The sequence below is a fragment of the Cyclobacteriaceae bacterium genome, assembly GCA_013141055.1.
Classification (GTDB): Bacteria; Bacteroidota; Bacteroidia; order Cytophagales; family Cyclobacteriaceae; genus ELB16-189.
On record JABFRS010000002.1, the window covers coordinates 1 to 26721 of the forward strand.

The 26721-nt window shown below is 42.3% G+C and carries 20 protein-coding genes; 15 read left to right on the forward strand and 5 right to left on the reverse strand.

Annotated features, from left to right (window positions below):
* The 10 genes from HOP08_14475 to HOP08_14520 all read left to right on the forward strand — a co-directional run.
* Positions 1 to 4718, forward strand: a 4718-nt coding sequence (locus HOP08_14475) for a PKD domain-containing protein (GenBank protein NOT76129.1), incomplete at its 5' end; no start/stop codon positions are given.
* A 135-nt stretch (positions 4719 to 4853) separates the two neighbouring features.
* Positions 4854 to 5312: a hypothetical protein gene (locus HOP08_14480; protein ID NOT76130.1), complete on the forward strand. Its 459-nt coding sequence runs from the start codon at positions 4854 to 4856 to the stop codon at positions 5310 to 5312.
* 68 nt (positions 5313 to 5380) lie between these two features.
* Positions 5381 to 5881: a rhomboid family intramembrane serine protease gene (locus HOP08_14485; GenBank protein ID NOT76131.1), complete on the forward strand. Its 501-nt coding sequence runs from the start codon at positions 5381 to 5383 to the stop codon at positions 5879 to 5881.
* 1 nt (position 5882) lies between these two features.
* Entirely contained in the window at positions 5883 to 6905 is a 1023-nt protein-coding gene (gene holA / locus HOP08_14490; GenBank protein NOT76132.1) for a DNA polymerase III subunit delta, read from the forward strand.
* A 161-nt stretch (positions 6906 to 7066) separates the two neighbouring features.
* A complete protein-coding gene (locus tag HOP08_14495; GenBank protein ID NOT76133.1) occupies positions 7067 to 10105 on the forward strand; it encodes a tetratricopeptide repeat protein in 3039 nt (1012 codons plus the stop codon).
* Positions 10106 to 10137: 32 nt separating this feature from the next.
* Positions 10138 to 11856: a hypothetical protein gene (locus tag HOP08_14500; GenBank protein ID NOT76134.1), complete on the forward strand. Its 1719-nt coding sequence runs from the start codon at positions 10138 to 10140 to the stop codon at positions 11854 to 11856.
* A 79-nt stretch (positions 11857 to 11935) separates the two neighbouring features.
* The gene (locus HOP08_14505) at positions 11936 to 12664 is read left to right on the forward strand and encodes a hypothetical protein (GenBank protein NOT76135.1); all 729 of its coding nucleotides are present in this window, start codon (positions 11936 to 11938) and stop codon (positions 12662 to 12664) included.
* 76 nt (positions 12665 to 12740) lie between these two features.
* Positions 12741 to 13406 carry a MotA/TolQ/ExbB proton channel family protein gene (locus HOP08_14510; protein ID NOT76136.1) on the forward strand — a complete coding sequence of 222 codons (666 nt, stop codon included), beginning with the start codon at positions 12741 to 12743 and terminating at the stop codon, positions 13404 to 13406.
* A gap of 12 nt (positions 13407 to 13418) precedes the next feature.
* Positions 13419 to 13817: a biopolymer transporter ExbD gene (locus tag HOP08_14515; GenBank protein NOT76137.1), complete on the forward strand. Its 399-nt coding sequence runs from the start codon at positions 13419 to 13421 to the stop codon at positions 13815 to 13817.
* A gap of 2 nt (positions 13818 to 13819) precedes the next feature.
* Positions 13820 to 14698, forward strand: a complete 879-nt coding sequence (locus HOP08_14520) for a cell envelope integrity protein TolA (protein NOT76138.1) — start codon at positions 13820 to 13822, stop codon at positions 14696 to 14698.
* Between the two features lie 14 nt (positions 14699 to 14712).
* Here HOP08_14520 and HOP08_14525 read toward each other — a convergent pair whose 3' ends face one another.
* From HOP08_14525 to HOP08_14540, 4 genes are all read right to left on the reverse strand, one after another.
* Entirely contained in the window at positions 14713 to 15492 is a 780-nt protein-coding gene (locus HOP08_14525; protein ID NOT76139.1) for an SDR family oxidoreductase, read from the reverse strand.
* A gap of 7 nt (positions 15493 to 15499) precedes the next feature.
* Positions 15500 to 16351, reverse strand: a complete 852-nt coding sequence (locus HOP08_14530; GenBank protein ID NOT76140.1) for a phytanoyl-CoA dioxygenase — start codon at positions 16349 to 16351, stop codon at positions 15500 to 15502.
* Between the two features lie 110 nt (positions 16352 to 16461).
* Positions 16462 to 17112, reverse strand: coding sequence for a hypothetical protein (locus HOP08_14535; GenBank protein ID NOT76141.1), 651 nt, complete (start codon positions 17110 to 17112; stop codon positions 16462 to 16464).
* Between the two features lie 5 nt (positions 17113 to 17117).
* On the reverse strand, positions 17118 to 18404 hold the full coding sequence (locus tag HOP08_14540) for a tyrosine--tRNA ligase (GenBank protein NOT76142.1): 1287 nt from the start codon (positions 18402 to 18404) through the stop codon (positions 17118 to 17120).
* Positions 18405 to 18545: 141 nt separating this feature from the next.
* On the opposite strand from HOP08_14540, the gene HOP08_14545 reads away from it, so the two are divergent.
* The 3 genes from HOP08_14545 to HOP08_14555 all read left to right on the forward strand — a co-directional run bounded on the left by HOP08_14545 (position 18546) and on the right by HOP08_14555 (position 22093).
* On the forward strand, positions 18546 to 19016 hold the full coding sequence (locus tag HOP08_14545) for a nucleoside triphosphate pyrophosphohydrolase family protein (GenBank protein NOT76143.1): 471 nt from the start codon (positions 18546 to 18548) through the stop codon (positions 19014 to 19016).
* A gap of 122 nt (positions 19017 to 19138) precedes the next feature.
* On the forward strand, positions 19139 to 20002 hold the full coding sequence (locus tag HOP08_14550) for a hypothetical protein (GenBank protein ID NOT76144.1): 864 nt from the start codon (positions 19139 to 19141) through the stop codon (positions 20000 to 20002).
* 54 nt (positions 20003 to 20056) lie between these two features.
* Positions 20057 to 22093 (forward strand): carboxy terminal-processing peptidase, encoded by a 2037-nt coding sequence (locus tag HOP08_14555; protein NOT76145.1) that lies wholly within the window; start codon positions 20057 to 20059, stop codon positions 22091 to 22093.
* Here HOP08_14555 and HOP08_14560 read toward each other — a convergent pair whose 3' ends face one another.
* Positions 22094 to 22960 (reverse strand): TraB/GumN family protein, encoded by an 867-nt coding sequence (locus tag HOP08_14560; protein NOT76146.1) that lies wholly within the window; start codon positions 22958 to 22960, stop codon positions 22094 to 22096.
* 149 nt (positions 22961 to 23109) lie between these two features.
* Between HOP08_14560 and HOP08_14565 the strand changes: the two genes are divergently transcribed.
* Positions 23110 to 26211, forward strand: coding sequence for an ATP-binding cassette domain-containing protein (locus HOP08_14565; GenBank protein ID NOT76147.1), 3102 nt, complete (start codon positions 23110 to 23112; stop codon positions 26209 to 26211).
* 21 nt (positions 26212 to 26232) lie between these two features.
* Positions 26233 to 26670 carry a hypothetical protein gene (locus HOP08_14570; GenBank protein NOT76148.1) on the forward strand — a complete coding sequence of 146 codons (438 nt, stop codon included), beginning with the start codon at positions 26233 to 26235 and terminating at the stop codon, positions 26668 to 26670.
* The last annotated feature ends 51 nt before the right edge of the window (positions 26671 to 26721 follow it).

Here is a 26721-nt window from a genome sequence, read left to right on the forward strand (position 1 = left end):
ATGTGAGTGGAACGTTAGTGGGATCGGGTCCTATTATTGCAGAGACATTGGTTGCAACGACTGTTAACCCTGGCACTGCTGTTTACACGATCACACCTGCTAGATCTGGTTGTCCGGGAACACCGATCATGGTGACGGTCACTGTGAATCCAATACCGGATGTTGTTGCGACACCGCCATCACAAACGATTTGTAGTGGAGCAACCACTGCTATTGCCCTGAGCACCAGCAACGGAGTTACTGCTGGCACAACGTATAGCTGGACAGTATCACAGACCGGGGTTAGCGGAGCAACTTCTGGCTTTGGAACCGCCATTAATCAGCCACTGTCGACCACCGGTTTTATCAGTGGAACAGCAATCTACACCATCACTCCATCGAATGGAGGATGTAACGGCACACCGATCATGGTGACAATCACTGTGAATCCATTACCCAATGTTGTAGCTACCCCCTCGGCGCAAACAATTTGCAGCAACACTGCCACCAGCATTGGATTGTCTACTACCAATGGTGTTGCAGGAGCTACCTATAGCTGGACTGTAACCCAAAGTGGAGTAACCGGCGCAACCGCTTCCAGTGGGACTTCAATTAATCAGGTATTAAACGCCATCGGATCTGTTTCTGGAACGGCGACTTATACGATTACACCAGCAGTCGGAAGTTGTTCAGGAACTCCACTTAATTATACTGTCACTGTTCTTCCTAAACCTACCGCAGCTGCTTCTAACATCATAATTTGTTCTGGTCAGAATGCAGTCATTTCAATATCACCAGCTCCGGCAAATGTTACAGGCACTACCTTCTCATGGACAATAACAGCTGACCCTAATGTACTTGGCGCAACAAATGATAATGGATCGTTGATCAATCAGAATTTAACACTCACCAATAGTACTGTTGGAAATGTTACCTATCACATTACACCTTCGGCCAACGGATGTTCCGGGGTTATAACGAATGTTACAGTAACAGTTAATCCTGTTGCAACAGTAGATGCTGGAGTAGACTATCAGGTGTGCGAACCGACTGTTATTCCTTTATCAGGAACAATTGGAGGTGCTGCTGCTTCTGGTACGTGGACAATCGTATCGGGATTAGGAAGCTTGTCAGCAAACACTACCGTTGGAACAGTTGTAACTGCAAATTATACTGTTAATCCTTCGGATATTACAACAACGATCGTATTAAGACTTCAAACAAATGACCCTGACGCAGGAGGTCCATGCTCATTTGTTTCAGATGTATTGAATATTCAAATCAATCGTAAGCCAACCGTTACAACACCCATAGATTACGTTGTGTGTGAGCCATCTGTATTTGCAAGTTCTCCTATTATGTTGACAGGAACAATTGGTGGATCTGCAACGACTGGCTTATGGAGCGTCATTACTGGCACAGGCGGCTTATCGGCAACCAACGTCTCAGGTGTAACGGTAACAGCGAATTATGTTATTGCGCCTGCTGATGTAAATACGACATTGACATTCCGGTTAACAACCAATGATCCTGATGGACTAGGACCATGTACTGCTGTTTATAAAGACATTAACATCCATGTTAATCCACGTGCCGTTGTTTCTGCTGGACCGGATTTAAAGTTGTGCAGAAACTTCCCGAGCATAGCTCTTCAGGGGTCTTATAGTGGAGCACCATCTGTTTTGTGGACCGGTGGAACAGGTAGTTACTCGAGTGCAGCAAATCCAGTTGCCAATTATACATTTAATGATCCGTCAGAGGTGAACACCACATTTACATTGACGTTGACTACTGCAGATCCTGATGGAGCAGGACCTTGTGCCGCCGTATCTGATCAAATGACATTAACTATTTATCCTTTGCCTACTGTCAACTTCTTTGGCTTGCCGTCAACGGTTGCTGAGAATATTGCTCCGTTCCCAATCAATGGTACGCAGGCAGGTGGATTATTTACTATTTCTCCTGCAACCAGTAACATAGGAAGTACATCTGCTATCCCTGGGCCAACGGATGTTGCAAGCTTTGATCCAAGTGCAGTTACCTTAGGTTTTAATTCTGTAACCTACACGTATACTGATGGAAATGGATGTAGAAATGCAACATCAAAATCAATTGTAGTAAATCCAGTTACCGTTATTGACTTTGCTCTTCAGTATGCATGCCCTGGCCCTGCCGCTTGTCCATTTGTTCCTGTAAATGGTTCAGGTGAATTTGAAATTTGCTCACGTGTTGGTAAAATTAAACTCGTAGGAAATCCGGCCGCACCAGGTGGTGGAGCTAATACTGGATTTGTCGGCACAGGAACAAACGGTGCAATCGTTCAGGCGGCTATCTCAACACAAGTGAATGGCGGCCCTGGACCAGATTATTATCTGGATACGGACCTGCTTCCTTCTGACACATATCTCATACAGTATAACTATAGAAACTCCAGTGGCGATCTTTCATCTCCTGTTACAAGAGCTATAAAAGTATTTGCAAGCCCTACTGCGAGCATTCAAACCCCTGCTAATAATTGTATTACATCGTTGATAGCGTTAAATGATAATTCAACCATGTCAACACCAAATCCATATAGCGGATCCATCACCGCATGGGTATGGAATTTTGGTGACGGAACTTCAGGCTCTGGAGCGAATACAACTCATGACTATAACCCGGCAGGTCCTGGTATTTACAATGTTACTTTGGATGTAACAACATTCCAGGGTTGCAAAGACAAGGCAACACTTTCATTGCGCGTAGGACCACGCCCATTGGTTGATTTTAATTGGTCGGCTATTTGTACCAATGATTTGACGCGTTATGCAGATAAAACCAATGCAGGTATATCAGTGATTACTGATTACACGTGGGATTTTGGTGATGGTGATATCCTCACAGGTCCAGCCGGCGGTAATGTTCCGGGAGGTACTCATGGAGGAAGAACAACCGGTACACTTAAAGATCCAAAGCACAACTATTTGTCTACCGGAACATACCCATCGAAACTAACTGTTAATACAAATGATGGATGTACCAATTCAATCACACAAAGTGTATTCATCCTTACTGCAGGAGTAACGGTTACACCATTCCCGGGTTCAGCCCTGGCATATAAAGAGGATTTTGATGATGGAGTAGGTGGTAACTGGATTGCTGAAGGCTTGCGAACAAGTCCGCTTCTTGCTCCGCCAGTATTTAGTCCTATCAGCTGGATATTTGGCACTCCTTCAGGAGCGACGATCAAAACAGCAGCTTCGGGATCCACTGCCTGGTGGACTGGAAAAAACATTGCGATCAATGGTCAACCAACTTATTTCGATGATGAGACCTCTGTTGTCAATGGACCATGCTTTGACTTAACAAATCTGAAGCGTCCTATGATTGCTTTGGACTACTGGTCAGATTCAGAAAAGAATCTTGATGGTACTGTACTTCAGTATTCAACAGATGGTGGAATTAACTGGCAGCTTGTTGGACCACTTACTGGTTTGTCTGGTGCGCAACGCGATCAGGGGATTAACTGGTATGATCCGAATGCTACCATCGTTTCTAATCCAGGGCAGCAGCTGATTGGTCAGTACGGATGGACAGACAAATCTGCAGGATGGAAGAATGGAAGATTCAATCTGGATATGGTAAATCCTGCACAAAGAGCTCAGGTTCGTATCCGGATAGCATTCTCCAGCAATAACCAGAATGCATCAGGTCAAACCTTTGATGGTTTTGCTTTCGACAATGTTTATGTGGGGGATAAGCAGCGTAACGTGTTGGTTGAACATTTTACAAATTCAACACTTAATGGAAGCGTAGCGGGAGATACCTGGATCAATAACTTGTATCAGAATCAAATCACCAGCAGAGGAACTTCTGATTTTAACGATATTCAGTATCACATTAGTTTCCCGAATACGGATCAACTCAATGTTGATAATCCTTCTGATCCCGCTGCACGCGCGCTTTATTTTGGAGTTTCACAGCCACCTGCAACAATCATGGATGGAATTCTCAATAGCAAATTCACCGGTAAGTACACAGATCTTGATTTGCTGGGAGTTGAAGTTGACAGAAGAGCTTTAGTAGATCCTTTGTTTGATCTTCAACTTGAGAACGTTGCGACATCAGACAATAACAAGATATCTGTTAAGGTTACGATCAACGCGCTTAAGAATTTCAATTCACCGTTAATTCTTCAGACTGCCTTGATTGAAAATCAGGTGGGAACATTTAAAAATGTACTGCGCAAGCAATTGTTTGGAGCGGATGGAGAAACAATCACATTGCCTTTCACTGCGGGCAATACACTCGTTAAAACCAAGGATAACGTTGTGATTAACGTGCCGATAGCGGATAATACCAATACCTCATTGATCGCCTACATTCAGGATAAGAATACAAAGGAAATTTATCAGAGTGTGGTGATACCGATCCTTGCACCATTTAAAGTGGGAAGCGTAGTTGTGGGTCTTGAAAAAGGATCTGCACCAACTACACTTAGCCAAATATCTGTATACCCGAATCCAGCCAGTGGCCATTTCAATCTGAAGGTTCCTGATGACGCAACAGTTGATGGATTTACCTGGAAATTGATTGATCAGCGTGGTAAGACCATCAGCAATGGTGATTTTAACGGAATGCAGGATAACACGAAGCAAGTTGATATTACGGGTGTCGCTAATGGAATTTATTTCATCATGTTATCAGCTCCGGATCAGTCTGTAGCTTACCAAAAGGTTGTTGTTTTGAATAGAAACTAACAGATTCCTTCTTTGGTATAATCTCAAAGGAAAACTTACATCATTTAGAAAGCCACCATTTTGGGTGGCTTTTGCTATTACTTTAAGTTAATTTTATAAGGTGTTAGACATTCTAAAATTTAACTAATCAGAAAGATGTTTAAAGAATTGGAGAAGTTGCCCGGATCTGAAGTTGAATTGCTGGCAAAAGCACCGCTACTGGTTTGTATCCTGATTGCAGGAGCAGATGATGAGATTGATAATAAGGAAATTAAAGGCGCAATTGAATTAGCAAAAAAATCAAAAACAAAAGCAAGCATTGCGGAGTTTTATAGATTAGTATCTGAAGATTTTGAAGACAAACTGAAGATAATATTGCAGAGTCTTCCACAGGATTCAGCAAATCGAAACCTTTTAATTTCCAAGGAATTATCCCAGCTTAATTCCATTTTGGTAAAAGTTGACAAGATATTTTCAAAGGACTTTTATGATAGCCTCCGCTATATTGCAAAGAAGATAGCTGAATCTTCTGGCGGACTTTTGGGGCTAAAGTCTGTAGGAGAAGAGGAGATGAAATTCATCGCACTTCCTATGATTAAAGATCCTTCTTTGTAATTTCCCGGATGTCTCGTAGTAATTCCTTCTTCGGAAGTTCGGTTGTACCATTCCGCCTTGTATTTATTATGTGGTTGGTATTCACCATTGAATTTTTCTACGGGCTGGATTTCACCTGGCTTGGGATCTTGCCAAGAACGATCTTTGGATTAATAGGAATATTCACTGCTCCCATGATCCATGGAGATCTGACTCATCTGATCTCCAATACCGTCCCTTTACTTTTTCTCGGATCTGTAATCTTCTTTTTCTATGATCGCATTGGAGGGATTGTATTTTTCAGATGCTACATAATAACCAATATTCTTGTGTGGATATTCAGTCCCAGGGTTTCATATCATATTGGAGCGAGCGGATTGGTTTATGGACTTTCTTCATTTTTGATTTTCTTTGGACTGATCAGAAAGGACTTCTGGTCTTTGTTCATATCTATTACCGTTTTCCTGATGTATGGTGGAATTTTTTATGGAGTATTGCCGACAGATCCCCGGATCTCATGGGAATCACATTTGGCAGGAGCGGTGGTAGGAGCCGTGACAGCTTTTGATCTTGCTAATAAAAAGACTTGATATGGATGCCAGTGCCAAGAAACTGTTGACAGAATTAAAGAATAAAAAGTACTCTCCCGTGTATCTATTACAAGGGGAAGAAACGTATTATATAGACCTGATTTCCAACTATATAGAGGCTAATACTTTAAGTGAATCTGAGAAAGGATTTAATCAGGTAGTTATCTATGGCAAAGAGTCTCCGGTGAATGTGATTCTCAATCATGCTAAGCGATTTCCTATGATGGCTGAGCGCCAGGTGGTAATTGTTCGCGAAGCACAGGAAATTCCGGATCTGGCTAAGGAAATGGGGCAGAAGCTATTACTGGACTACTTTTCCAGGCCTGTCCCCAGTACGATTCTTGTACTGTGCCATAAATACAAGACCCTTGATAAACGTAAAGAGTTGGGAAAAAAAGCTGACCAGCTTACCAATTCATCAACGTTCAAAAAGCCGTATGAAACTCAGCTTCCCGAATTTGTTGCCGAGTATATCAAAAGTAAAGGCTCTGTCATGGAGGATGATGGCATTGCAATCTTGTGCGAGTCGGTGGGAAATGACTTAAACAGGTTGACGAACGAGGTGGACAAAATGCTTACGGGTAAATCGGAGGGCCAACCTGTTACCGCAGATGATGTGATGGCCCAAGTGGGAATGAGCAGGGAATACAACATTTTCGAACTTCAGAAAGCCCTTATTGCTCAGGATACTTTCAAGACATTCCAGATCGCGGAATACTTTGCGGCAAACACCCGCAAGAATCCCCTCATCATGCTGGTTGCATTTCTATTCAGCTTTTACAGCAAACTATTACTGGCAGCTGGTAACTCCGGAAGCTCAGAGAAAGAACTTGTTAGTATCCTAAAAATCAGTCCGTTCGCTGCTCGTGATTATATGAATGCTTTGCGAAAATACTCTCTTCCTAAAATCATTGAAAATATCAGCCTTTTGAAAGAAGCCGACCTCAAATTGAAAGGAGTTAACTCGGGATCAGAAGATGAAGGACAAATATTGAAAGAGCTTGTTATGCGGTTGATCCATTAAACTGGAATAATTATTGCATCCGTTTGTGGATGATGGATTATCCGACAGGAATTATTACTTTTGAGCCAATGCTTCCTCTATTTTTTGAAGCAGATAATAAATTTTTTAAACTATCGACGGCAATAAAATGCCAGTCCATCAGTTCTGAGGAAAAATAGAGAATGAATAAAAGTACACTGGTACTTGCTGTTCTGCTTTGTTGCAGCTATTATTTTTCAAATGGCCAGGAAACTCTGTCTCAACATAAAGACGACAGGTTATTTCAAACCGGTCTCGATCTCTTGTCACATCATGAATACGGCGCTGCACATAAAGCTTTCAGTGATTTTATATCCATAGTTTCAGTTGCAGACTCAAGAAAAGCAGATGCTGAATACTACAGAGCTTTCTGTGCATTGAATCTTTATCATGCCGATGGTGAAAAGCTCCTGCAGGATTATATCTCGGTTCACCCACTTTACCCTAAAGCCATTACAGCTTACTATGACCTTGCCAATTTCTTCTACTCAGAAAAGAACTATCCAAAGGCATCAGGTTATTTTGCAAAGGTTGATTTCCCTGCATTAAGCGCTGAGCAACAGAACACAGGTCGTTTCCATTGGGGCTATAGTTTGTTTAGTCAGAAAAATCTAAAGGAATCCCTTGACCAGTTCAATACAATAAAAGCACAAGGCGGACAATATGGACCTGCGGCAAGCTATTATGCCGGCTTCATAGAATCTTCAAACGGAGATTATACCAATGCATTGATCGATCTTAAAAGAGCGGAAACCAATAGCGCATATTCATTGATCGTTCCAGTGATGATCACAAATGTTTATTACAAGCAAAAAGATGACAATGGACTTCTCGCTTACAGTGTCATCGCCCTTGAGCGGGAGGGTGTCACTTCTGCAGACGAGATTTCACTTCTGGCAGCCGAAACTTATTTCCGTAAAGGAGATTACAAGAAAGCGAATCCCTTATATCAGCAATATGTTGAAGAGCATGAAAAGAATGCCGATCGGGGTGTGCTTTACCGGGCGGGATATGCCGCTGCCGCATCAGGAAGCGATGATCTTGCACTGCGATATCTGAAATCTTCCGCTTCGGATACAGATTCAATTGGCGTCTATGCGTCGTACTCATTAGGATTACTTTATCTCAAGAGACAAGAGAAACCCCTGGCTCTTACAGCATTTGAGTTAACAAAGAAATTTAAGAAAGATCCAAAGCTTGCAGAAGAAAGTCTCTTTCTGGCAGCAAAGATCAACTATGAACTCGGTAAGCCGGACATAGCCATCAATGAATTTGAACTGATCCTAAAAGACTATCCGCAGTCATCACATTCTCAGGAGATCAGGGAACTACTCTCACAGGCCTATGTAAATGCAAGCAACTACAATCGTGCGATAGAATACATCGACGCCCTTCCCAGAAAGACACCCGCCGTTGAAAGAGCTTATCAGAAAGCAACCTATCTGAAAGGAACCGAATTATTTAACAAGGAAGATTATGCACAGGCTGTTCAATTCTTTGAAAAGTCATTACGCTTTCCAATTGATGCCGACATTCTTGCTGAAACCTATTACTGGATTGGTGAAACTTATTCTGTTGGAAGAAAATATGATCTGGCAATATCTCCTTATGAGCATGCATTGGGAGGTACAACAAAAACATCTCTGATCAAGGACATACGGTATGGACTTGGTTATGCTCATTACAATCTTCAGCAGTACGATAAGTCATTGTATAACTTCCGTGATTTTTCAGTAAAGTCGAATTCTTCAGATCCTAACTATGCTGATGGCATTTTGCGATTAGGCGATTCTTATTATGCCACAAAAGCATACCCGGACGCACTTTCAAATTATAAGAAAGTAATATTGCTTAATTCTCCTGATGCAGATTACGCACATTATCACTCAGGAATTATTCTCGCAATTCAGAAGAAGTATGGTGAAGCCGCCGCTGAATTTGATGCTGTTGCGAAAAACACGGCTTCACGATTTGCTGAGGATGCAATATTTCAGCATGGGCAGATCGATTTTGAACAAAGCAATTACTCTGCAGCGGTAAATCAATATTCAAAGGTTATCAGTGCATCCAATGGCTCGCGCATCGTTCCCAAAGCTTTGGCAAGAAGAGCTGCGGCGAACTATAACCTTAAGAACTACGACCAGGCGTCCAACGATTACATTAGCGTATTTGATAAATTCCCAACACATCCGGTAGCCTCTCAGGAACTACTGGTGCTGCTGCAGGAATCGTTAAACCTTGCTAACCGATCGGGTGAGTTTGACAAGTATCTCGCTGAATTCAAGAATGCAAATCCTGATGCTACCGGAATTGAATCAGTTGAATTTGAAACAGCAAAGAACCTTTACAACAGTCAGAATTATGCAAAAGCAATTGACAGCTTTTCAAAGTACCTGATCAATTATTCCAATAGCCCGCGAATCTCTGAAGCAAAGTATTATCAGGGAGAATCTTATTACCGCATAAAGGAAAATCTAAAATCACTTGAAGTGATGAAAGAAATTGCATCGGATGCAAGTTTTACAATGCAGAACAGGGTTATCGCGCGAGTAGCCGAACTTGAATTCAAATCAGGCAACTATGAAAATGCCGCCAAATCATTTAAGAGATTGTCCATCATTGCTGCAAACAAAAAGGAGCAATCGACTGCCTGGAATGGCTTGATGGAATCTTACTATCTGTTGGCGAAATACGACTCGTCAGAGATCTATGCCAAACTGATTGTTGAGCAGGGAAATGTAAATGTAAGCGCTCAAAACAAAGCTTCTCTTTACCTGGGGAAGAGTGCAAAAGCCCGTGGAGACTATGAAGCGGCAAAGGATGAATTCCTGACAACTCTTAATACTGCTCACGATGAGTATGGCGCTGAAGCGAAATATCTGTTGGGGGAAATTTTCTATCTGACAAAAGAGTACAAACAAAGTAAGGAAACACTCTTCTCACTCAATTCAGAATTCAGCGCTTACGATGAGTGGGTAGGTAAATCATACTTATTACTGGTCGATAATTACATCGCTACTTCTGAGACATTTCAGGCAAAGGGCACCCTCAAATCATTGATTGATAATTTCCCGCAGGAAAATGTGAGGAACGCTGCTAAAGAAAAGTTGAAAGCAATTGAACAGGAAGAGATCAAGAAGAAAGCCGTTGAAAAAATTGACACAACCGGGAACGACAAATGAGATTAGAGCATTTTCAAAATCTTAATAAACTAATGTCAGCAGTAAGGCTTTGTGCTCTCGTTGTTTTCATCACCGTGAGCTTTTGTGTAAAGAATTCCTTTGCACAGGAAAAGGACAAAGAGAAGTGGGAAAAGGAAGGAGAGGGGGAAATCAAGGATGTGGAAATTGAGATCGTTAAAGACAGAAAGATTGTGCTCCCAAGAGCCAGCAGGAATTTCCAGAAAGTTCCGCCACGTCCCTATGAACCGATCAAGCCTGCTATTACTTATGATTCCAGAAATTTCAAATTCGCAACGCCTGACTATAAGCCTACCATTCGTCCTTTGAAACTGAAGGGTGAGGAACTTCCTAAAATTTACGGAAACTATGTAAGTGGCGGACTTGGCAACTATGCATCCTTCTTTGCTGAAGCAAGTGTAACCACCAAGCGAAATAAGGATCGCTTCATGGGAGCACATTTTTATAACCGCACTTTCGGAAATGGACCCGTTGATGAAAATAACTCAGGTGCTGCCACTACTCAAATCCAGGTCTTTGGAAAGAGCATGGGAAAGGATATCACAGTAAGTGGCGATGCGAATTATGATAACAGAGGAACATACTTCTACGGATATTATCCGGTGCCTGGAATTGAGGTTGATCGGGATAAGCTGCGCCAAACTTACACGCAAGTATCTTTAAATGTTGGAATTGAAAATACCAAAGTGGGTGATTTCAATTATTCACTAAAAGGAGGATACAGCAATTTGCAGGATCATTACAATGCTTCTGAGGGAGAAGTATCTGTCAGATTCAACAGTTCGTATTCAATTGATGAGTCAAGCAAAATACTTTTGAGCAGTGATTACTTTCTGATTAACAGAAAGGATTCTCAAACAGAGGGCACCCGTCATCTTTTTAAGATCAAACCCGCCTATCAGTTTACACCCTTTGAAAACCTGGTACTGACTACCGGAGCAAACATTGCATTCACCAATGATCAGTACATTGAATCAAAAGAGGTTCATATTTATCCCCACGTTAAGGCACAATACCTTCTTGGTCCATCATGGGAAGTTTATGGTCTGGTAACGGGCGACATGGATAAGGTGAACCTTCATACTCTTTCTTCTGAGAATTTATGGATTGATTCAAACATACCCATCACACATACGAACAGGTCTCTGGAATTTCAGGGAGGGTTGACAGGGAAAGTAGGAAGGAAGATATCTGTGGGCGCAGGGCTTTCAGTTGCTGCCATGAAAAACTATTACTACTATGTCAATGTTAGAAATGCATTAAGTCCGGATGGAAATGTTAATGCTTATAATTTTGACAAGTTCAACGTTGCTTATGATGGTAATACAAGAAGATTCAATCCATTCGCAGAAGTAAGTTTTGCACATTCAGAGGCTATAAGCTTGTCACTTCGTGCGGATTACTTCAGTTATGGTGCCGCAGGACCTTTGGAAATTTTGCATCGTCCTACTTATCGGATTAATGCCAACTCCAGATTTAATATTTATGAGAAGATTGTATTGGAAGCAGGATTCATTGCACAGGGAGGTATGAAATCTCTTGATCCGGCCACAGCCACAGTTATTGACTTGGACGGTGCATTTGATTTGAATCTTAAAACACGTTATTTCTTCTCAAAGCAATTCTCAGCCTTCATTCAATTGAATAATATGCTTTCAAATAAGTATCCTATTTATCAGAGTTATCCAGCAAGGGGATTTCAGGCGTTGGCAGGTGTCAGCTGGAGCTTTTGACAGTAGCAGACAAGTAGTATTTATTATGAATTTTAAGTTAATTTTGTCAGGCATTTGATAGACACTAAACCCCCAAGCAATGGCCACCAACGATTCAAATGAAGGTGATTTAAAAGATAAGCAGGACAATTCAGAGGATAACTTTGGTCTTCCGGATATTGAATACAAACCCCTGGATACAGAGGAAACACGCGAAGTGAAGGAAGAAGTTACTTCAACTCCAACCTCTACTACGCATACTACGACTGAAAGCACAACGTATAAAAGCTCCTACAGCGATTCTACTGACTCTGCCAGTGACGAAGAGCCTAAATCAAAAGCTCCCGTTATTCTTGCGGTAGTGATTGTACTGGTATTGGCGGTAGCGGGATATCTCATTTACAATTTTGTGATCAAGCCAAAATCAGATCTTGCAGAAAAAGCAAGACAAGAACAATTGGCGAAGGACGCTCAATTGAAGAAGCAGCGTGAAGAAGAAGCACGTCTTGCAAAAGAACGTGAGGCAGAAAGATTGAGACTGGAAGCTTTAGCAAAGGCAAAACCTGTCATCGGAACCATAGAAACTCTTACAGCACGTACCAAAAGGTACTATGTAGTCGTTACCAGTGATATTGATGATGATTTGCTAATGGATTATGCCAGGAAGCTTAGCGCAAAGGGAATCAGTACCAAGATCATTCCTCCTTTTGGCAGCAAGAATTTCTATCGTCTCACCATTGCGGATCATGATACATTTGCTCTGGCACAAGCCAATGCGAATACTGCGAAAGCAGATTATGGTGCTGCGGTATGGGTAATCAAGTATTGATTGCCTGTTAGACAATAAGGACGTAAAGTCTGGTCTGATTTTTGATTTTTTTCGACCTGATTATATTTTTTAAACTATGCTCTTTACACAAATTGTTACCACGGCAACTCCACCCGCAGATGATGCGCTGTCAGTTGTTGACCTCGCCATAAAAGGAGGGTTCATGATGATTCCGATCATCCTGAGCTCGTTCATTGCGATCTATATTTTTGTTGAACGTATTCTTACGATCAATAAGGCAAATCAAAATCCTGATGCCTTTATGGGAAGAATCAAGGAGATGGTTTTGAGAGGCGACATCAATGGCGCAAAACTTCTTTGCAGCCAGTTTGATAGCCCCATTGCCCGCATGATAGAAAAGGGTGTAGCACGCATCGGAAGCCCTCTTAAAACGATAGAAGCATCCATTGAGAACGTTGCAAAGCTGGAACTATTCAAGCTTGAGAAGAATCTCTCTATCCTCGCAACAGTCTCAGGATCAGCACCAATGATGGGCTTTTTAGGTACCGTAATAGGCATGGTGGAAGCATTTATTTCTATTGCCCAGGAGCAGGGTTCTGTTAGTCCAAAGCTTCTTTCATCTGGGATCTATACTGCGATGATCACCACGGTAGCGGGATTGATCGTCGGTATCATTGCGTACCTCGGATACAATTACCTTGTAACCCGTGTATCGAAAGTGGTCCACAAAATGGAGTACTCTTCAATTGAATTTATAGACCTTCTTCAGGAGCCACGTTAAAATCCTCGCAAGATGAAACTTCAATCTCAAAATAAGATCGACGCGTCTTTCAGCATGGCCTCCATGACGGATCTGATATTTTTGTTGCTGGTCTTCTTCATGCTCACATCTTCCTTTGTTACACCTTCAGGCTTGCCTGTGAATCTCCCATCGAGCATTGCAAGCACAATTGAAGTGCAAAAAGTTTCCGTGACAGTTACCAAGGATCTTCAGTACTACGTTAACGATAAGAAAATTACCAAGAACACGCTTGAGTCAGAGCTTAAGCTGAACTTGTCAGGTTCAGCAGGGCAGGCAGGTATGGTGGTTCTGCATATTGATAAAAGTGTTCCTACCGAAGAGCTGGTTTATGTTGCCGGGATTGCTACATCACTGAAAGCTAAAGTTACTATCGCCACGAAACCCAAATAGTCATGGACGATCAGGAAAAAGAGAAAAAGAACAAGAGAATTGGTTTTCTGATTTCGCTGGGAATTCACTCAGCGATCTTTATCATATTGTTTTTCCTGATGGCATGGAGAGCACCGGATCCTCCACTGCCGGAGTTTGGCGTTGAATTGAATTTCGGAATGGATGATCAGGGATCAGGGGAAGTTCAACCTGAAACTCCTGTTGGTTCTGATACCGATCAGATCGATGAAACCCAGGACAAGCCCGCTGAATCTCAGCCGGAAGAAGTTAAGCAGGAAGTTAAAGAAGATATCAAGGACGAGAAGGCTATAGAAAAAGCTGTTTCTGATGAGCCCAGTCCTGTAGTTGTTAAGGAAGAAAAGAAGAAGGAAGTCAAAAAGGAAATCGTTAAAGACAAGCCTGTTGAAAAGCCAAAGGAGACCGTTATAGCAGAGTACAAGAAGGAAGTAAAGAAAGATCCATCAACATCAGATGCCTCTAAGAAAGGCAAGGAAGGCAATCAGGGAGACGATAAGGACAAGGTAGGAGACAAGGGAAGTGAGGAAGGAACTCTTGAGGCCAAAGCTCTTTACGGAAACCAGGGGGGCGGAAATGGTGGTGGTGGAAATGGCTTTGGTTTGTCAATGGCAGGTTGGAAATGGGCAAGCGATCCAAAAAGACCTGAACTTCCTGATAATGAAAATGGAAAAGTTGTATTTGAGATTGAATGCGATGAGAACGGTGATATTACAAGTATCAAAACCCTTGAAAGGAGTTTAAGTCCCAAAGCTGAGCAAATCTTAAAAGATGAGATCCGTAATAATTCACTGGAAAGAACTTCTGGAGGCCGTGCTCCAGAGCGCTCCAAAGGGAAAATTATCTTTATTCTTAAGACAAAATAGAGTTATCTAACTGATTAATTATCAGTCTTGTAAAGGTTCTTTGCGATCGTCTCACTTAAGACCTTAGGAAGCAAGCCGACGGCCTTCACACTGATCCAGTTCATGAATCCCGGAATGATCTCGGCATTGCCGGCAAACATTCCATCGATGGAAATCTTAGCCACTGGCTCAGCCTTCATTGTGAACTTCTCAGCCTTTTCTTTCATGAACCCAAGATTGGCGCGATCAATAAACCCAGTCGAAGTTGACCCAGGGCTTACACACGACACGGACACAGGACCACCCTTTAATTCCCATCGAAGTCCGCGTGTGAACAACACAACAAACGCTTTGGTGGCAGCGTATGTCGTTAGCGTTGGCACCGCCTGATACGATGCAGTGCTGGCAACATTAAGGATATAAGCTTTGTTATTTTTCTCAAGCTCAGGCAATAAGACTTTACAGAAGTCAGCAAGCGAAAGCATGTTAAGCTGCATCATCTGATTAAGCTCAGCACGTGATATGTCTTTGAGATTTCCCCAGGAACCGAAGCCCGCATTATTGATCAATATGTCAATAGCGTAGTTCTTTTGATCAAGCCACTCTTTTACACGGAGTGCTGCATCATTGAGAGAAAGATCAATTGAAAGGTATTCTGCCTTGACGCCGAATTTCTGACGAAGCTCCTCTGAATTCTTTTTCAGTGAGTCTTCGGATCTCGCAAGCAACAGGATATCATGCTTACGGGAAGCCAGTTCTTTAGCGAGAGCCCAGCCGATTCCTCCGCTTGCCCCAGTGATCAAGGCGTATGCCATGTGTGGATTACTTGTTGGTCAGTGCCATCAGGCGCTGATAGAACAAAGGCTTACTTTCTTCAGTACGTGGTTGGAATTTTCCAGTAACGATAGGAACGTACATCACACGACGACGGCTTTTCTCACCTACATGAGGCGATTGCGCCACGCGGTGCCAAAGACGACCATCATGAACAGTAAGATCTCCTGGCTCAACATTGAGACCTAGTTCTTTCTTGTCCGGCTTGTTACTGATGAAATACAACTTCTTGAAAAGCAAGGTTGCGATACCCTTGTTGTGAGTGCCCGGCAAAATGCGAAGGCCTCCGTTATCCGTTGATGAGTAGTCCATGTGAAGACCAACATTCAACATCGGCATAATCTTATTGCCGTAGAATATGTCACGCAGAGCGTCTGTGTGCCATCCCAGCTGACTGAAATTGCTTTCAGATGAGTTTACATAATGATTGAAAACAAGGCCATCTTTTTCTGTTTCACCAATGCGTGAATCAGCAGTGCCTACGAGATCAAATAATGCTGTAAGGCGTGGTTCCTTAATGAAATTTTCGAATACCGAACTGAACTGATTAAGGAAAGCAAAACGCTGAACAATCTTTTTTCCATTAACATCAGTGCCATACTTAATCGGCACACCATTTACCATTTTAACATCTTCCTTGATCCATTCTTCCTGAATGCGTACTGACTCATCCAGCATTCCCTTCACGACATCCTTACCAACAAAGTTCTTAAAGTGCAAGAATCCATATGTATCAAAGAAATCCTTCTGCTCATCGGTAAGTTTAGAACCTAATGAGAAAAAAGGATAGGTTCCATTTACCTTAAAGTTGGTCTTTCCATTCTTTACCTGCTCTGACATGGTCCGTTTTCTGGTTTAATAGTTTTGCAACGCGCAAATTACTCCAATTTTATTGAATTATTAACATTAAATCTTGCGATTTTGATTCATTAAACGGCATTTTGGTATTTTTAGTTTGATTTGGTATTTCCTGCCGTCCCAGCCACCTCAGGCCCGTTTCTGTAATACTTTCGAATCAGTAAGAAAACACCATATGTGGCAAGGGGTGCTGCCACCAGGTCAAGTGTATAATGAACGTGCTGCCAGGCCAGCAAAATGGCTATTACAACCGTTCCAAGGGCATTAAGAATCTTAAAAACCCTCTTCTTTTCAAGAATTACCACGATCATTATCGTGCTGACATGCCCGGAGAAAAAGAGATCCTTGGCAAAGCCACTGTCCGGATATAGAGCTGAGGAAATAGGATCCACCAGGAGGATCATTCCCGTGGGCGGTTCAAGAGTAACCAGATACATTGTAAGGGTCCTCAGAAGGTTAACGGCACAGTAGACCGTAACACCCAGGATTACAGTCTCCGGATCTTTAACAGCCCTGAGAATTGTATTGGCCACCGCAAGATAAAGAATCAGGAATATCGGCAATGACCAGTTATGCGGAACGAACAGGTTAAGGAAAACATCATCCAGAAGTATTCCTTTTTTTGGTGTGATGACATCGCGATAGAACACGGGCATCAAAAGGAACATCAATAAAAATGTAACAGCACAAAATGTGATGGCCCATTTTGCACGCGAAGTCCTCAGCTCTTCCCCCCAGGTCATTGATCTTATTCTACGATGATGAGATAATAATTCTTCTTTCCTTTTTGAGCCAACAGATACCGGCTCTGAAGTAACTGAAATTCCGGCTTCTTCTGTGGATCATCCAGCTTGATCTTGTTGATGCTTACACCGCCACCCTGGATCATTTTTCTTGCTTCACCTTTGGAAGGGAAGATGATCTTGCCAGTCAAATCAGAAAGTAAATCTGTAACCGTAGCAGCACCTGACAATGTCTCCTTGCTGATGCTGGTTTGTGGCACACCTTCGAAAACTGCAAGCAGTGTTTCTTCATCGAGACTTAACAGATCTTCTGTTACAGAGTTTCCAAATAGTATTTGAGAAGCCTTGACTGCAGAGTCAAAGTCTTCTTTGGAATGAACGCGGGTGGTGATCTGCTTGCTCAGTTCCTGCTGAAGCGCCCTCATGTGCGGTGCTTTCTGATGCTCAGCAATGAGTGAATCGATTTCTTCTTTTGTCAATTCTGTAAAGATCTTTATAAAGGATGCAGCATCTTCATCCGATACATTCAGCCAGTATTGATAGAAGCGGTAGGGTGATGTCTTTTTAGCATCAAGCCAGACATTTCCCTGTTCTGTCTTACCGAATTTTGTACCATCTGCTTTTCTGATCAGGGGAGTGGTAAGGGCAAAAGCTTCGCCGTTATCTTTTCGTCTGATGAGCTCAGTACCGGTAACAATGTTGCCCCATTGATCGGAACCACCCATCTGCAGTTTGCAGTTCTTGTTTTTATACAACCAGTAGAAATCATACCCCTGAACTAACTGGTAGGTGAATTCTGTAAAAGAAAGTCCAGACTCCAGTCGTTTCTGAACAGAGTCTTTCGCCATCATGTAATTTACTGTGAGGTGTTTTCCCACTTCACGGATAAAATCAAGGAAGTAAAAGTTTTTGAACCAATCGTAGTTGTTGACCATCTCCGCGCCGGTACCCGTGGAAGAGAAGTCGAGGAACTTTTCCAATTGCTTTTTAACACATGACTCATTATGTCTTAGAACCTCTTCTGAGAGAAGATTTCGCTCCGCTGACTTGCCGGAAGGATCCCCAACCATACCTGTCGCACCACCCACCAAAACCACTGGTTTGTGACCACAACGCTGAAAGTGAACCAGAGTCATGATTTGAACAAGGTTTCCAATGTGCAGGGAATCAGCGGTTGGATCAAAACCAATATAGCCGGCCGTTGACTCCTTCTGGAGCAGCTCTTCGGTACCTGGCATCACGTCGTGAATCATGCCGCGCCAGGTTAGCTCACTGACAAAATTTTTCTTCATTGGAGAGATGTAAATCAGGGCGCAAATATAGAGAGAGGACTTTGATTAAAGGCATAGTGGGGGAGAGAGGAAATTTTATCCTCTTATTTTGAATCGCACAGCAGATTCCTTTTATTGTCCGCTTATTCAATAAATCACTCCATGGAACAACCTACCACGCTTACTTCTGTTGCTGAATTTCACCGGACCTTTAAACACCCTATTCTACCATCGCCGGCAATCCCTGATGCAAAACGATGTGAACTTCGGGTGGCATTGATCGCGGAAGAGCTTCGTGAATTTGAGGAAGCTATTCGTGATAAGGATATTGTGGCGATTGCCGATGCATTATGCGACATACAATATGTTTTGTCAGGTGCCGTTCTTGAGTTTGGATTAGGCGAGAAGTTTAAAAGGCTCTTTGATGAAGTTCAGCGCTCCAATATGAGCAAAGCCTGCAAGTCGGAAGAAGAGGCCCAAAAGACGGTGGCATACTATTTTGATAAGGACGGTACGGAATGTTATTACCTTAAAGAAGGGGATACTTGGTTGGTCTACCGGAAGGCAGATAATAAAACAATCAAATCTGTAGGATATTCCCCTGCAGATCTGTCGTCGATTGTGGCCGATTAACCGTTTTTTTGAACCTAAACTCAGTTTTTTCCTTAGTTTTGTTAACAGTATAACCTTCTAAAAGAAACCTAAACATGGATCAACAAGATCAGCGAGCATTTCTGGAATTATTTTACACGATCATGACGATCGGTGGTATCATTTTCTTCACGATTGCTCTTATTATTTTTCTCATTCATAATTTCCGGGTTGCAACGATCAGGGATTTCAAAACAAAATATGACTACCTGAACAAGGAAGAAGTAAAGTGGTATAAATGGTCCTTCTATGCTTTCGCTGTCGGTGTCGGTTTACTGATCAATCTTTATGGATCAGGTGAAAGCAGTCTTAATAAAGTTGGAGTTTGGTTCTTCGTTCGTTTGTTCTTCGGAATCTCAGGTGCAACGCTCATTGGATACGTTGCCAATCTTGTTTTGGATTATTACTATCCTACAAAGCTTAACAGTAAGCTTAAGAAGTGGCGTTACATGCCGCGTGTGAATCCTAAGACAGGAAACAAAATGCGTTTGTTGAGTGAAGAAGAAGAAGATGTGCATCTTGATGAAGGCAGCCAGGCAGAAGAAAGTGTTTACTCTATCGACTACGATGTGTGGATCGATGAGAAATCAAGCGATATAAAGATTGAAAAGTACGATGGTCATCTCACCGCCCTGAAGTGTAATAATTGCGGGTTCTATACGATGAGAGTGGTAAATGAGGAAATCACCCAGCGCTATGATGATGAGTCGCCAAAGGAATTGGTGAAGCACTACAAATGTGCGTATTGCAAGAATGTGCGCGCAACGGCTTTTGTGATCTCAAAGAAGGAAGCAGAAGACTACAAGAATCATCGCTTAACCAATCGTCGCAATACCAAGAACATTGATATGGTCAAGATTGAAATCCACTCAATATTGTCAGGAAAGCGCTTTTACGAATTCCCAACGGTAGACCAGGCTCAGAAATTCTTAGAGGAATTCGACATCGACAAAGTGTCCAAAGGCTAGGAATCTTATTTGGTTGGTTTACGTTTATTAGAGCATAACAATATTGACAGATATATGAAGAAGGTGATGAAAATGAGTGTGGGTTTGTTTCTGGTGTTATTGACGTTCCAGAGTTTTGCTCTTCCGATAGATACAACACAATTAAAAGCTAAAGCAGTATTCAGCAAGGAAGCTAGTGTTGTCAGTGAAATGCTTAGTAAGTATCACTACCGAAAACTGCAGTTTACTGATTCCTTATCCTCCGTTGTATTTGATTCCTATTTCAAGGAGCTTGACAATAGCAAGATCTATTTTTTAGCGTCCGATATTCAGGCATTTGAAAAATACAGAACCAAGCTTGATGATATGACCAAAGCCGGTAATGTTAATCCTGCTTTTGAGATCTATAAAGTATTTCAGGATCGCTACCGTGCCCGCCTGACAGAAGTTATCAATAATACCGTCAATCAGAATTTTGACTACACAGCCGATGAATATTATGAAACGGATCGTGATAAGGCGGCGTGGGCAAAGAACACTGAAGAGCTGAATGACAACTGGCGTAAGATCGTTAAGAGTCAGGCTCTCAGCTTGAAGCTTACCGGAAAGAAACAGGAAGAGATTTCTGACATGCTTAAGAAACGCTATGAAAGATTACTGAAATCATTTGGGCAGCTTAACAGCGAAGATGTATTCAGTATTTATATGAACTGTGTGACAGAAGCATACGATCCTCACACAAATTATCTTTCACCCAAAGCTACTGAGCTCTTTAATCAGAGCATGACGCTTTCCCTTGAGGGAATTGGCGCCAGACTTCAGACAGAAAATGATTACACAAAAGTTGTTGAAGTAGTGCCAGGCGGCCCTGCCGACAAGTCAAAGCAAATCCATGCAAATGACCTTATCACAGGCGTAGCACAAGGCGCAGCTGGCGAGATGGTGGATGTTGTGGGTTGGAGAATTGATGACGTTGTCAAGTTGATCAAGGGTCCAAAAGGGACTCAGGTCAGACTGCAGATACTACCAGCAGCAACAGGCGTAAATGGTCCTCCTGTTATTCTTTCCTTCGTTCGCGAAAAAGTGAAACTGGAAGATCAGGCTGCCAAGAAAAAGACAATCAATTATTCTTCTAATGGAAAGAACATGAAGCTGGGTGTCATTACACTCCCAAGTTTCTATATGGACTTTGAAGCCTTTCAGAAAAAGGATCCAAATTATCGCAGTACAACACGTGACGTGAAAAAACTGATCGTAGAACTACAGGCAGAAGGCGTTGATGGAATTGTCATGGACCTCAGAAATAACGGTGGTGGATCATTGAACGAAGCGATCGATCTGACCGGATTGTTCATTAAAGATGGTCCGGTTGTACAGGTAAAAGATTCACGGAACCAATTGGAAGTTTATGTTGATGAAGATAAGCAAGTGACATATTCTGGTCCACTGGTTGTATTGACCAATCGTTTCAGTGCTTCAGCATCAGAAATTTTTGCAGGTGCCATTCAGGATTATCACCGTGGTGTCATTGCAGGTGAATCCACTTACGGAAAAGGAACTGTTCAGACCGTAATTGATCTTGAACGTGCCATCAACGACGCCGATAAAGTAGGAGAGTTGAAGTTGACATTCCAGAAATTCTATCGTGTGACCGGCAACAGCACTCAGCATAAAGGTGTAGTTCCTGATATCCAGTTGCCTTCAGCGTTGAAGCCTGAGCAATATGGAGAAAGCGCAAGCCCAAGTGCACTACCTTTTGATATGATCCGCAAGACTGAATTCCAGAAGAGTCCTGATATCACTGATAAGGTAGTAGTTGGACTTTCAAAGAGCTATCAGGAACGTCTTAAGTTCGATGCAAGCCTTAAGAAGTATGCAGGAGACATTGAAGATCTGAGAAAGAATCTTGACGACACAAAAATTTCCCTCAACGAAGTTAAGCGTAAGAAGGAAATGGAAGCTGCTGAGAAAAAGAAAGCAGCTAACGAAGTCCTCGATACAAAGATCTCCAAGGAAGGATTATCAACAGATGATCTTTCCAGATTGAAAGATGAATATCTGAGAGAAGGTCTTTTGATCTTATCAGATCTTGTAACCCGCCGTATCGGATAATTACTTTGTGATCTTCACAGGTGTTAGAGTGTATCCTTTCTCTTTCAAGAGGGAAAGGATACCCTTGTCGCCTTCAAGATGAGAGACTCCAATCGCGATGAATGACGGCTTGTCGTTGATCATCTTGTCAATTTTGGCAATCCACTCCTGATTTCTTTTAGTATAAAATGCCTCAATAAAAGCAGGATTGTTTTCTGTTGGATGAAGTGAATATTCAAAAACCTTATCCAGATCGCCGCGGGTATAAGCGTCTTCCAGATTTTTATATTCTGTCTTTTGCTTTTCAAAATTAGCGATGCTGTGCAGCAAAGCCACTTCCTGATCCTTCATCGGAAATGCCTGGATTGCCTGTGACTCTCTTTCAATGGGTTCAAGGCTATAGGTCTTGAGCTTGTTCTTTTTAGCAAGGGTCAGTAATTCAATGTCATAATACTTAACACTTTCTCCCAGCGACATGCGGGTCATGTTGATAGAAAGAGCAAGGGGGATAAGATGAGCGTATTCGCTTTCAAACCGGCTTGGTGAAATGTTGAATTCCTTCTGAAAGAAATCCGTTAAGCGTTGATAATCAATTGCAGGCAACTCCGTCTTTAAGGATTTGCCCTTTGGAAAGTGAACAGCTTTGTTAAGCTCACCCTGCGCTTTGTGATCTACCTGATCTTCAATGGCGAAGATCTTTGAGGATTTCATTGCGCTGACAGCTTCCTTAGGAATAAAGAATTCTTTCTCACCTATGAATTTCAATGTACCCATCACGTATGACGGTGTTTTTAATCCGTTTCCGGATACTTCCCAAAGGATGGAATTCTGAGAAAAGAGATTCAGAGTACTTGCCAGAAACAGAAGAATGAATAGATTTTTTTTCATGGGGTGATTTATTGAGGTGACAAAGAAATAATAATTCATTGAAAAATGGAAGATCGATCGTCAGGAGACGCCTCACAAAGAAAAGATGGGCAAAATGTAACTCCGGCAGCGCATTTTTATCTATTTTAAGCCGGGAATTGTGACTTTAAATGAGTGAAGAATTACTGAAAGCCATTGTCCAGCTCTTTGCCATCGTGGCGAAGGAGCGAATAACGGACGATGAGCGTGCAAATATTAAGGAGTTTTTATCGCTGCACCTGAATCAGGAGGCGATTCGATACTATTTGAATCTTTTCGATGAGTTCGTAAAGTCCAATCGCAATTCGGGCTCATCCGAAATCGGAAATGTCGACGCTGAAACGCTGGCATTCGTGGATGACTGGGCACATATCATGCAGATTTCCAAAAAGGTAAATCAGGCATTGACCACCCAACAGAAAACAGTCCTTGTTGTAAAGATCATTGAACTGGTGTTTGCCGATGGGCAGATATCCGAGCGACAGGGGAATCTTATCTTTTATATTGGTGAAGCACTCAAGATCCCACTGAAAGATCTTCAGGCCATGAGAACTTTTGTGATCGGCCAGGATATGGAGGAGCTTAACCTCAAGAACATTCTGATCATTGATGAAGGTTCAGGTGAGACACCTCATGCAGGTCCACGGATCATTTCTAAAAACCTGACGGGACTGATCGCAGTGCTAAGGCTCCAGGATGTAGAAACATACTTTGTAAAGTATCTTGGCATCACGTCGCTGAATCTCAACAGCCAGCCATTAAAAAGTCGTAAGGTGGACGTATTCCCGACCGGGTCTACGATTCGCGGAAGCAAGATCGATCCAATCTATTATAGTGATGTGGTTGGCAAGTTTCTCTTTGAAGAATCTGATGCCGAGATCAGCTTTGTTGCAGAGCACCTTTTCTATCATTTTAAAAGTGGAAGGGCAGGACTTCAGAATGTTACCGTTTCTGAAAAGGGAGGAAAGCTGATTGGATTGATGGGAGCCAGCGGTTCCGGAAAATCCACTTTGCTGAACGTACTCAATGGAGCAGAGAAGCCTTCCAGCGGAAGAGTTTTGGTAAACGGAATCGATGTCCACGAACAACCTCATAAAGTTGAAGGTATTATAGGATTTATTCCACAGGATGACCTTCTCATGGAAGATCTTACTGTGTTTGAGAATCTTTACTTCGCCGCCAGACTTTGTTTTGGAAACTCTTCCAAAGTGCAGATCGCGGAAAGAGTTGAGAAGGTGTTGATGAGTCTTGGACTTTCTGAGATCCGTAATCTGAAAGTTGGATCACCTCTTGAGAAAACGATCAGCGGTGGTCAGCGCAAGAGAGTTAACATTGGATTGGAATTATTAAGAGAGCCTGCCATACTTTTTGTGGATGAGCCGACCTCCGGACTTTCTTCAAGGGACTCTGAAAACATCATGGATCTTCTGAAAGAACTTGCCCTCAGGGGAAAGATGATCTTTGTCGTGATCCACCAGCCTTCATCAGATATTTTCAAAATGTTTGATTCGTTGATCATCCTGGACGTGGGTGGTTTTCAGATCTATTACGGCAATCCGATTGAATCCGTTAATTACTTTCAGGAGATCATCAATGCCGCGACAAAGACTCCGGGAGAATGTCCTGAATGTGGAAATATTAATCCCGAACAGGTCTTTAATATTATAGAGACCCGGGTTGTGAATGAGTACGGAAGATTTACCAATACCCGGAAAGTTTCACCGGGACAATGGTATCAATACTTTAAGCAAAAGATAAAGATCCCGAAGACGGAAGAGGTTAAGGATGAATTGCCGGTGACGACAAAGATCCCTAACTGGATAAAGCAGCTTTCTGTTTTTATCAAGCGGGATGTTCTTTCCAAAGTGGCCAACACACAGTACATGATCGTGAATCTTTCACTTTCACCGGTGCTGGCATTGTTCATGGGATACTTCGTCAAGTACTATGATGTTATCGGAGTAGATAATCCGAAGTACACATTCTACAGCAATTATAATATCCCGGTTTACTTTTTCATGAGCGTGGTAGTGGCGCTGTTCGTTGGACTGATTGTAAGTTCGGAGGAAATATTCCGCGACAGAAAAATATTAAAGAGGGAAAGATTTCTTCATCTCAGCAGGAATAGTTATCTGCTTTCCAAAGTCGTGATCTTGTTTTTCCTTTCGGGAATTCAGACGCTGACATTTATCGTGGTTGGCAATGTGATACTTGAAATTCCTTTCACAGAGATACGGTACTGGATGATCATTTTCTCATGCTCTTGTTTTGCAAACTTGTTAGGACTGAATATTTCATCTGCATTTGATTCGGCCGTTACGATCTATATTCTCATTCCTGTATTGGTGATCCCTCAGCTCATCATGAGTGGTGTGGTCATAAGCTTCGACAAGTTCAATCCTGAAGTAGGGAAGCCAAATGGAATCCCGGTATTGGGAGAGATGATGGCGTCACGCTGGGCATTTGAGGCATTTATGGTCACTCAATTCAAGGACAATCCCTTTGAGAAGCAATTCTACGGGTATGATCAGAAGGAAGCGGAAGCTGAATACAAGAGAACATACCTGGTGCCGGTTCTTGAATCCAAGCTTGCATTTGTTTTAGATCAGAAGGCATACTGGAGAAACAAAAGAAATATACCAACGGTAAATGCACTTGACCTGTTGAGAAGTGAAATCACCTATGAGCTTGCCAGGGTGGGAAGTGAAAGATTCCCGGAAGTTGATCAGTTGGTGGTCGGCAAGTTTGATTCAGTAACATACTTTAAGACAAAAGAATTTCTTTCAGTGCTGAAGAAGTATTATGCTATCCGGTCAAGCAATGCAAAGAATGATCGTCAGGCGTTGATTCAAAAACTGACGAGTACCCCGGAAAAGAAGCAGGCCTTTGACAGAATGCATCAGGCATATGAAAATCAGTCAGTGACTGCGATGGTGGAAAATTCAAATGAGATCAATCGCATCGTAGAGTGGCAGGGAAGGCTGATACAGAAATTCTATCCTATCTACTTTACGGATCATCGCCCCCGGAATCAATTTGATTTCCAGGCCAATTTCTTTGTCCCCACCAAATACTTTTTGGGAAGGATCTATGATACTTTTTATTTTAATCTTGCCGTAATTTGGATCATGACTTTCATTCTTTATTTCACGCTTTATTTTGACCTCCTGAAAAAAGGAGTTCATTCTCTTGAGATATGGAGAAAGTATAGAAAGAAAACAATAATCAATTAACAATAAAACAAAACAATGAGTATGAAGATTTCCCTGATACGAGTAAGTGCTTTACTATTGATCGTGGCAATGATTGCCTGTTCTAAAAAGGCTGAGACAACTGAAACAACAACGGCAGCTGCATCTGACGAATGGCCTGAAATGGATTCCTTCCACATGGTCATGGCAGAAGCTTTTCACCCATATAAGGATTCTACCAATCTTGAGCCTGCAAAGAAACTTGCTGCTGAGATGGCAACTTCTGCTGAGCAATGGCAGGCTGCTCCTCTTCCTGAAAAAGTTAACAATGACGACGTGAAGGCTAAGCTGGTAACACTTAAGAATGACACAAGAGCTTTTGCTGACGGCATCAGCGGCATGACCGACGAGCAGATCGGCAAATCTTTGACAGCATTGCACGATAGTTTCCATGGACTAATGGAAGCCTGGCACGGCGGTGGTGACAAGCACGAGCATTAATAGAACAATACACATTAACGCCGGACCACACAGTCCGGCGTTTTTATTTTC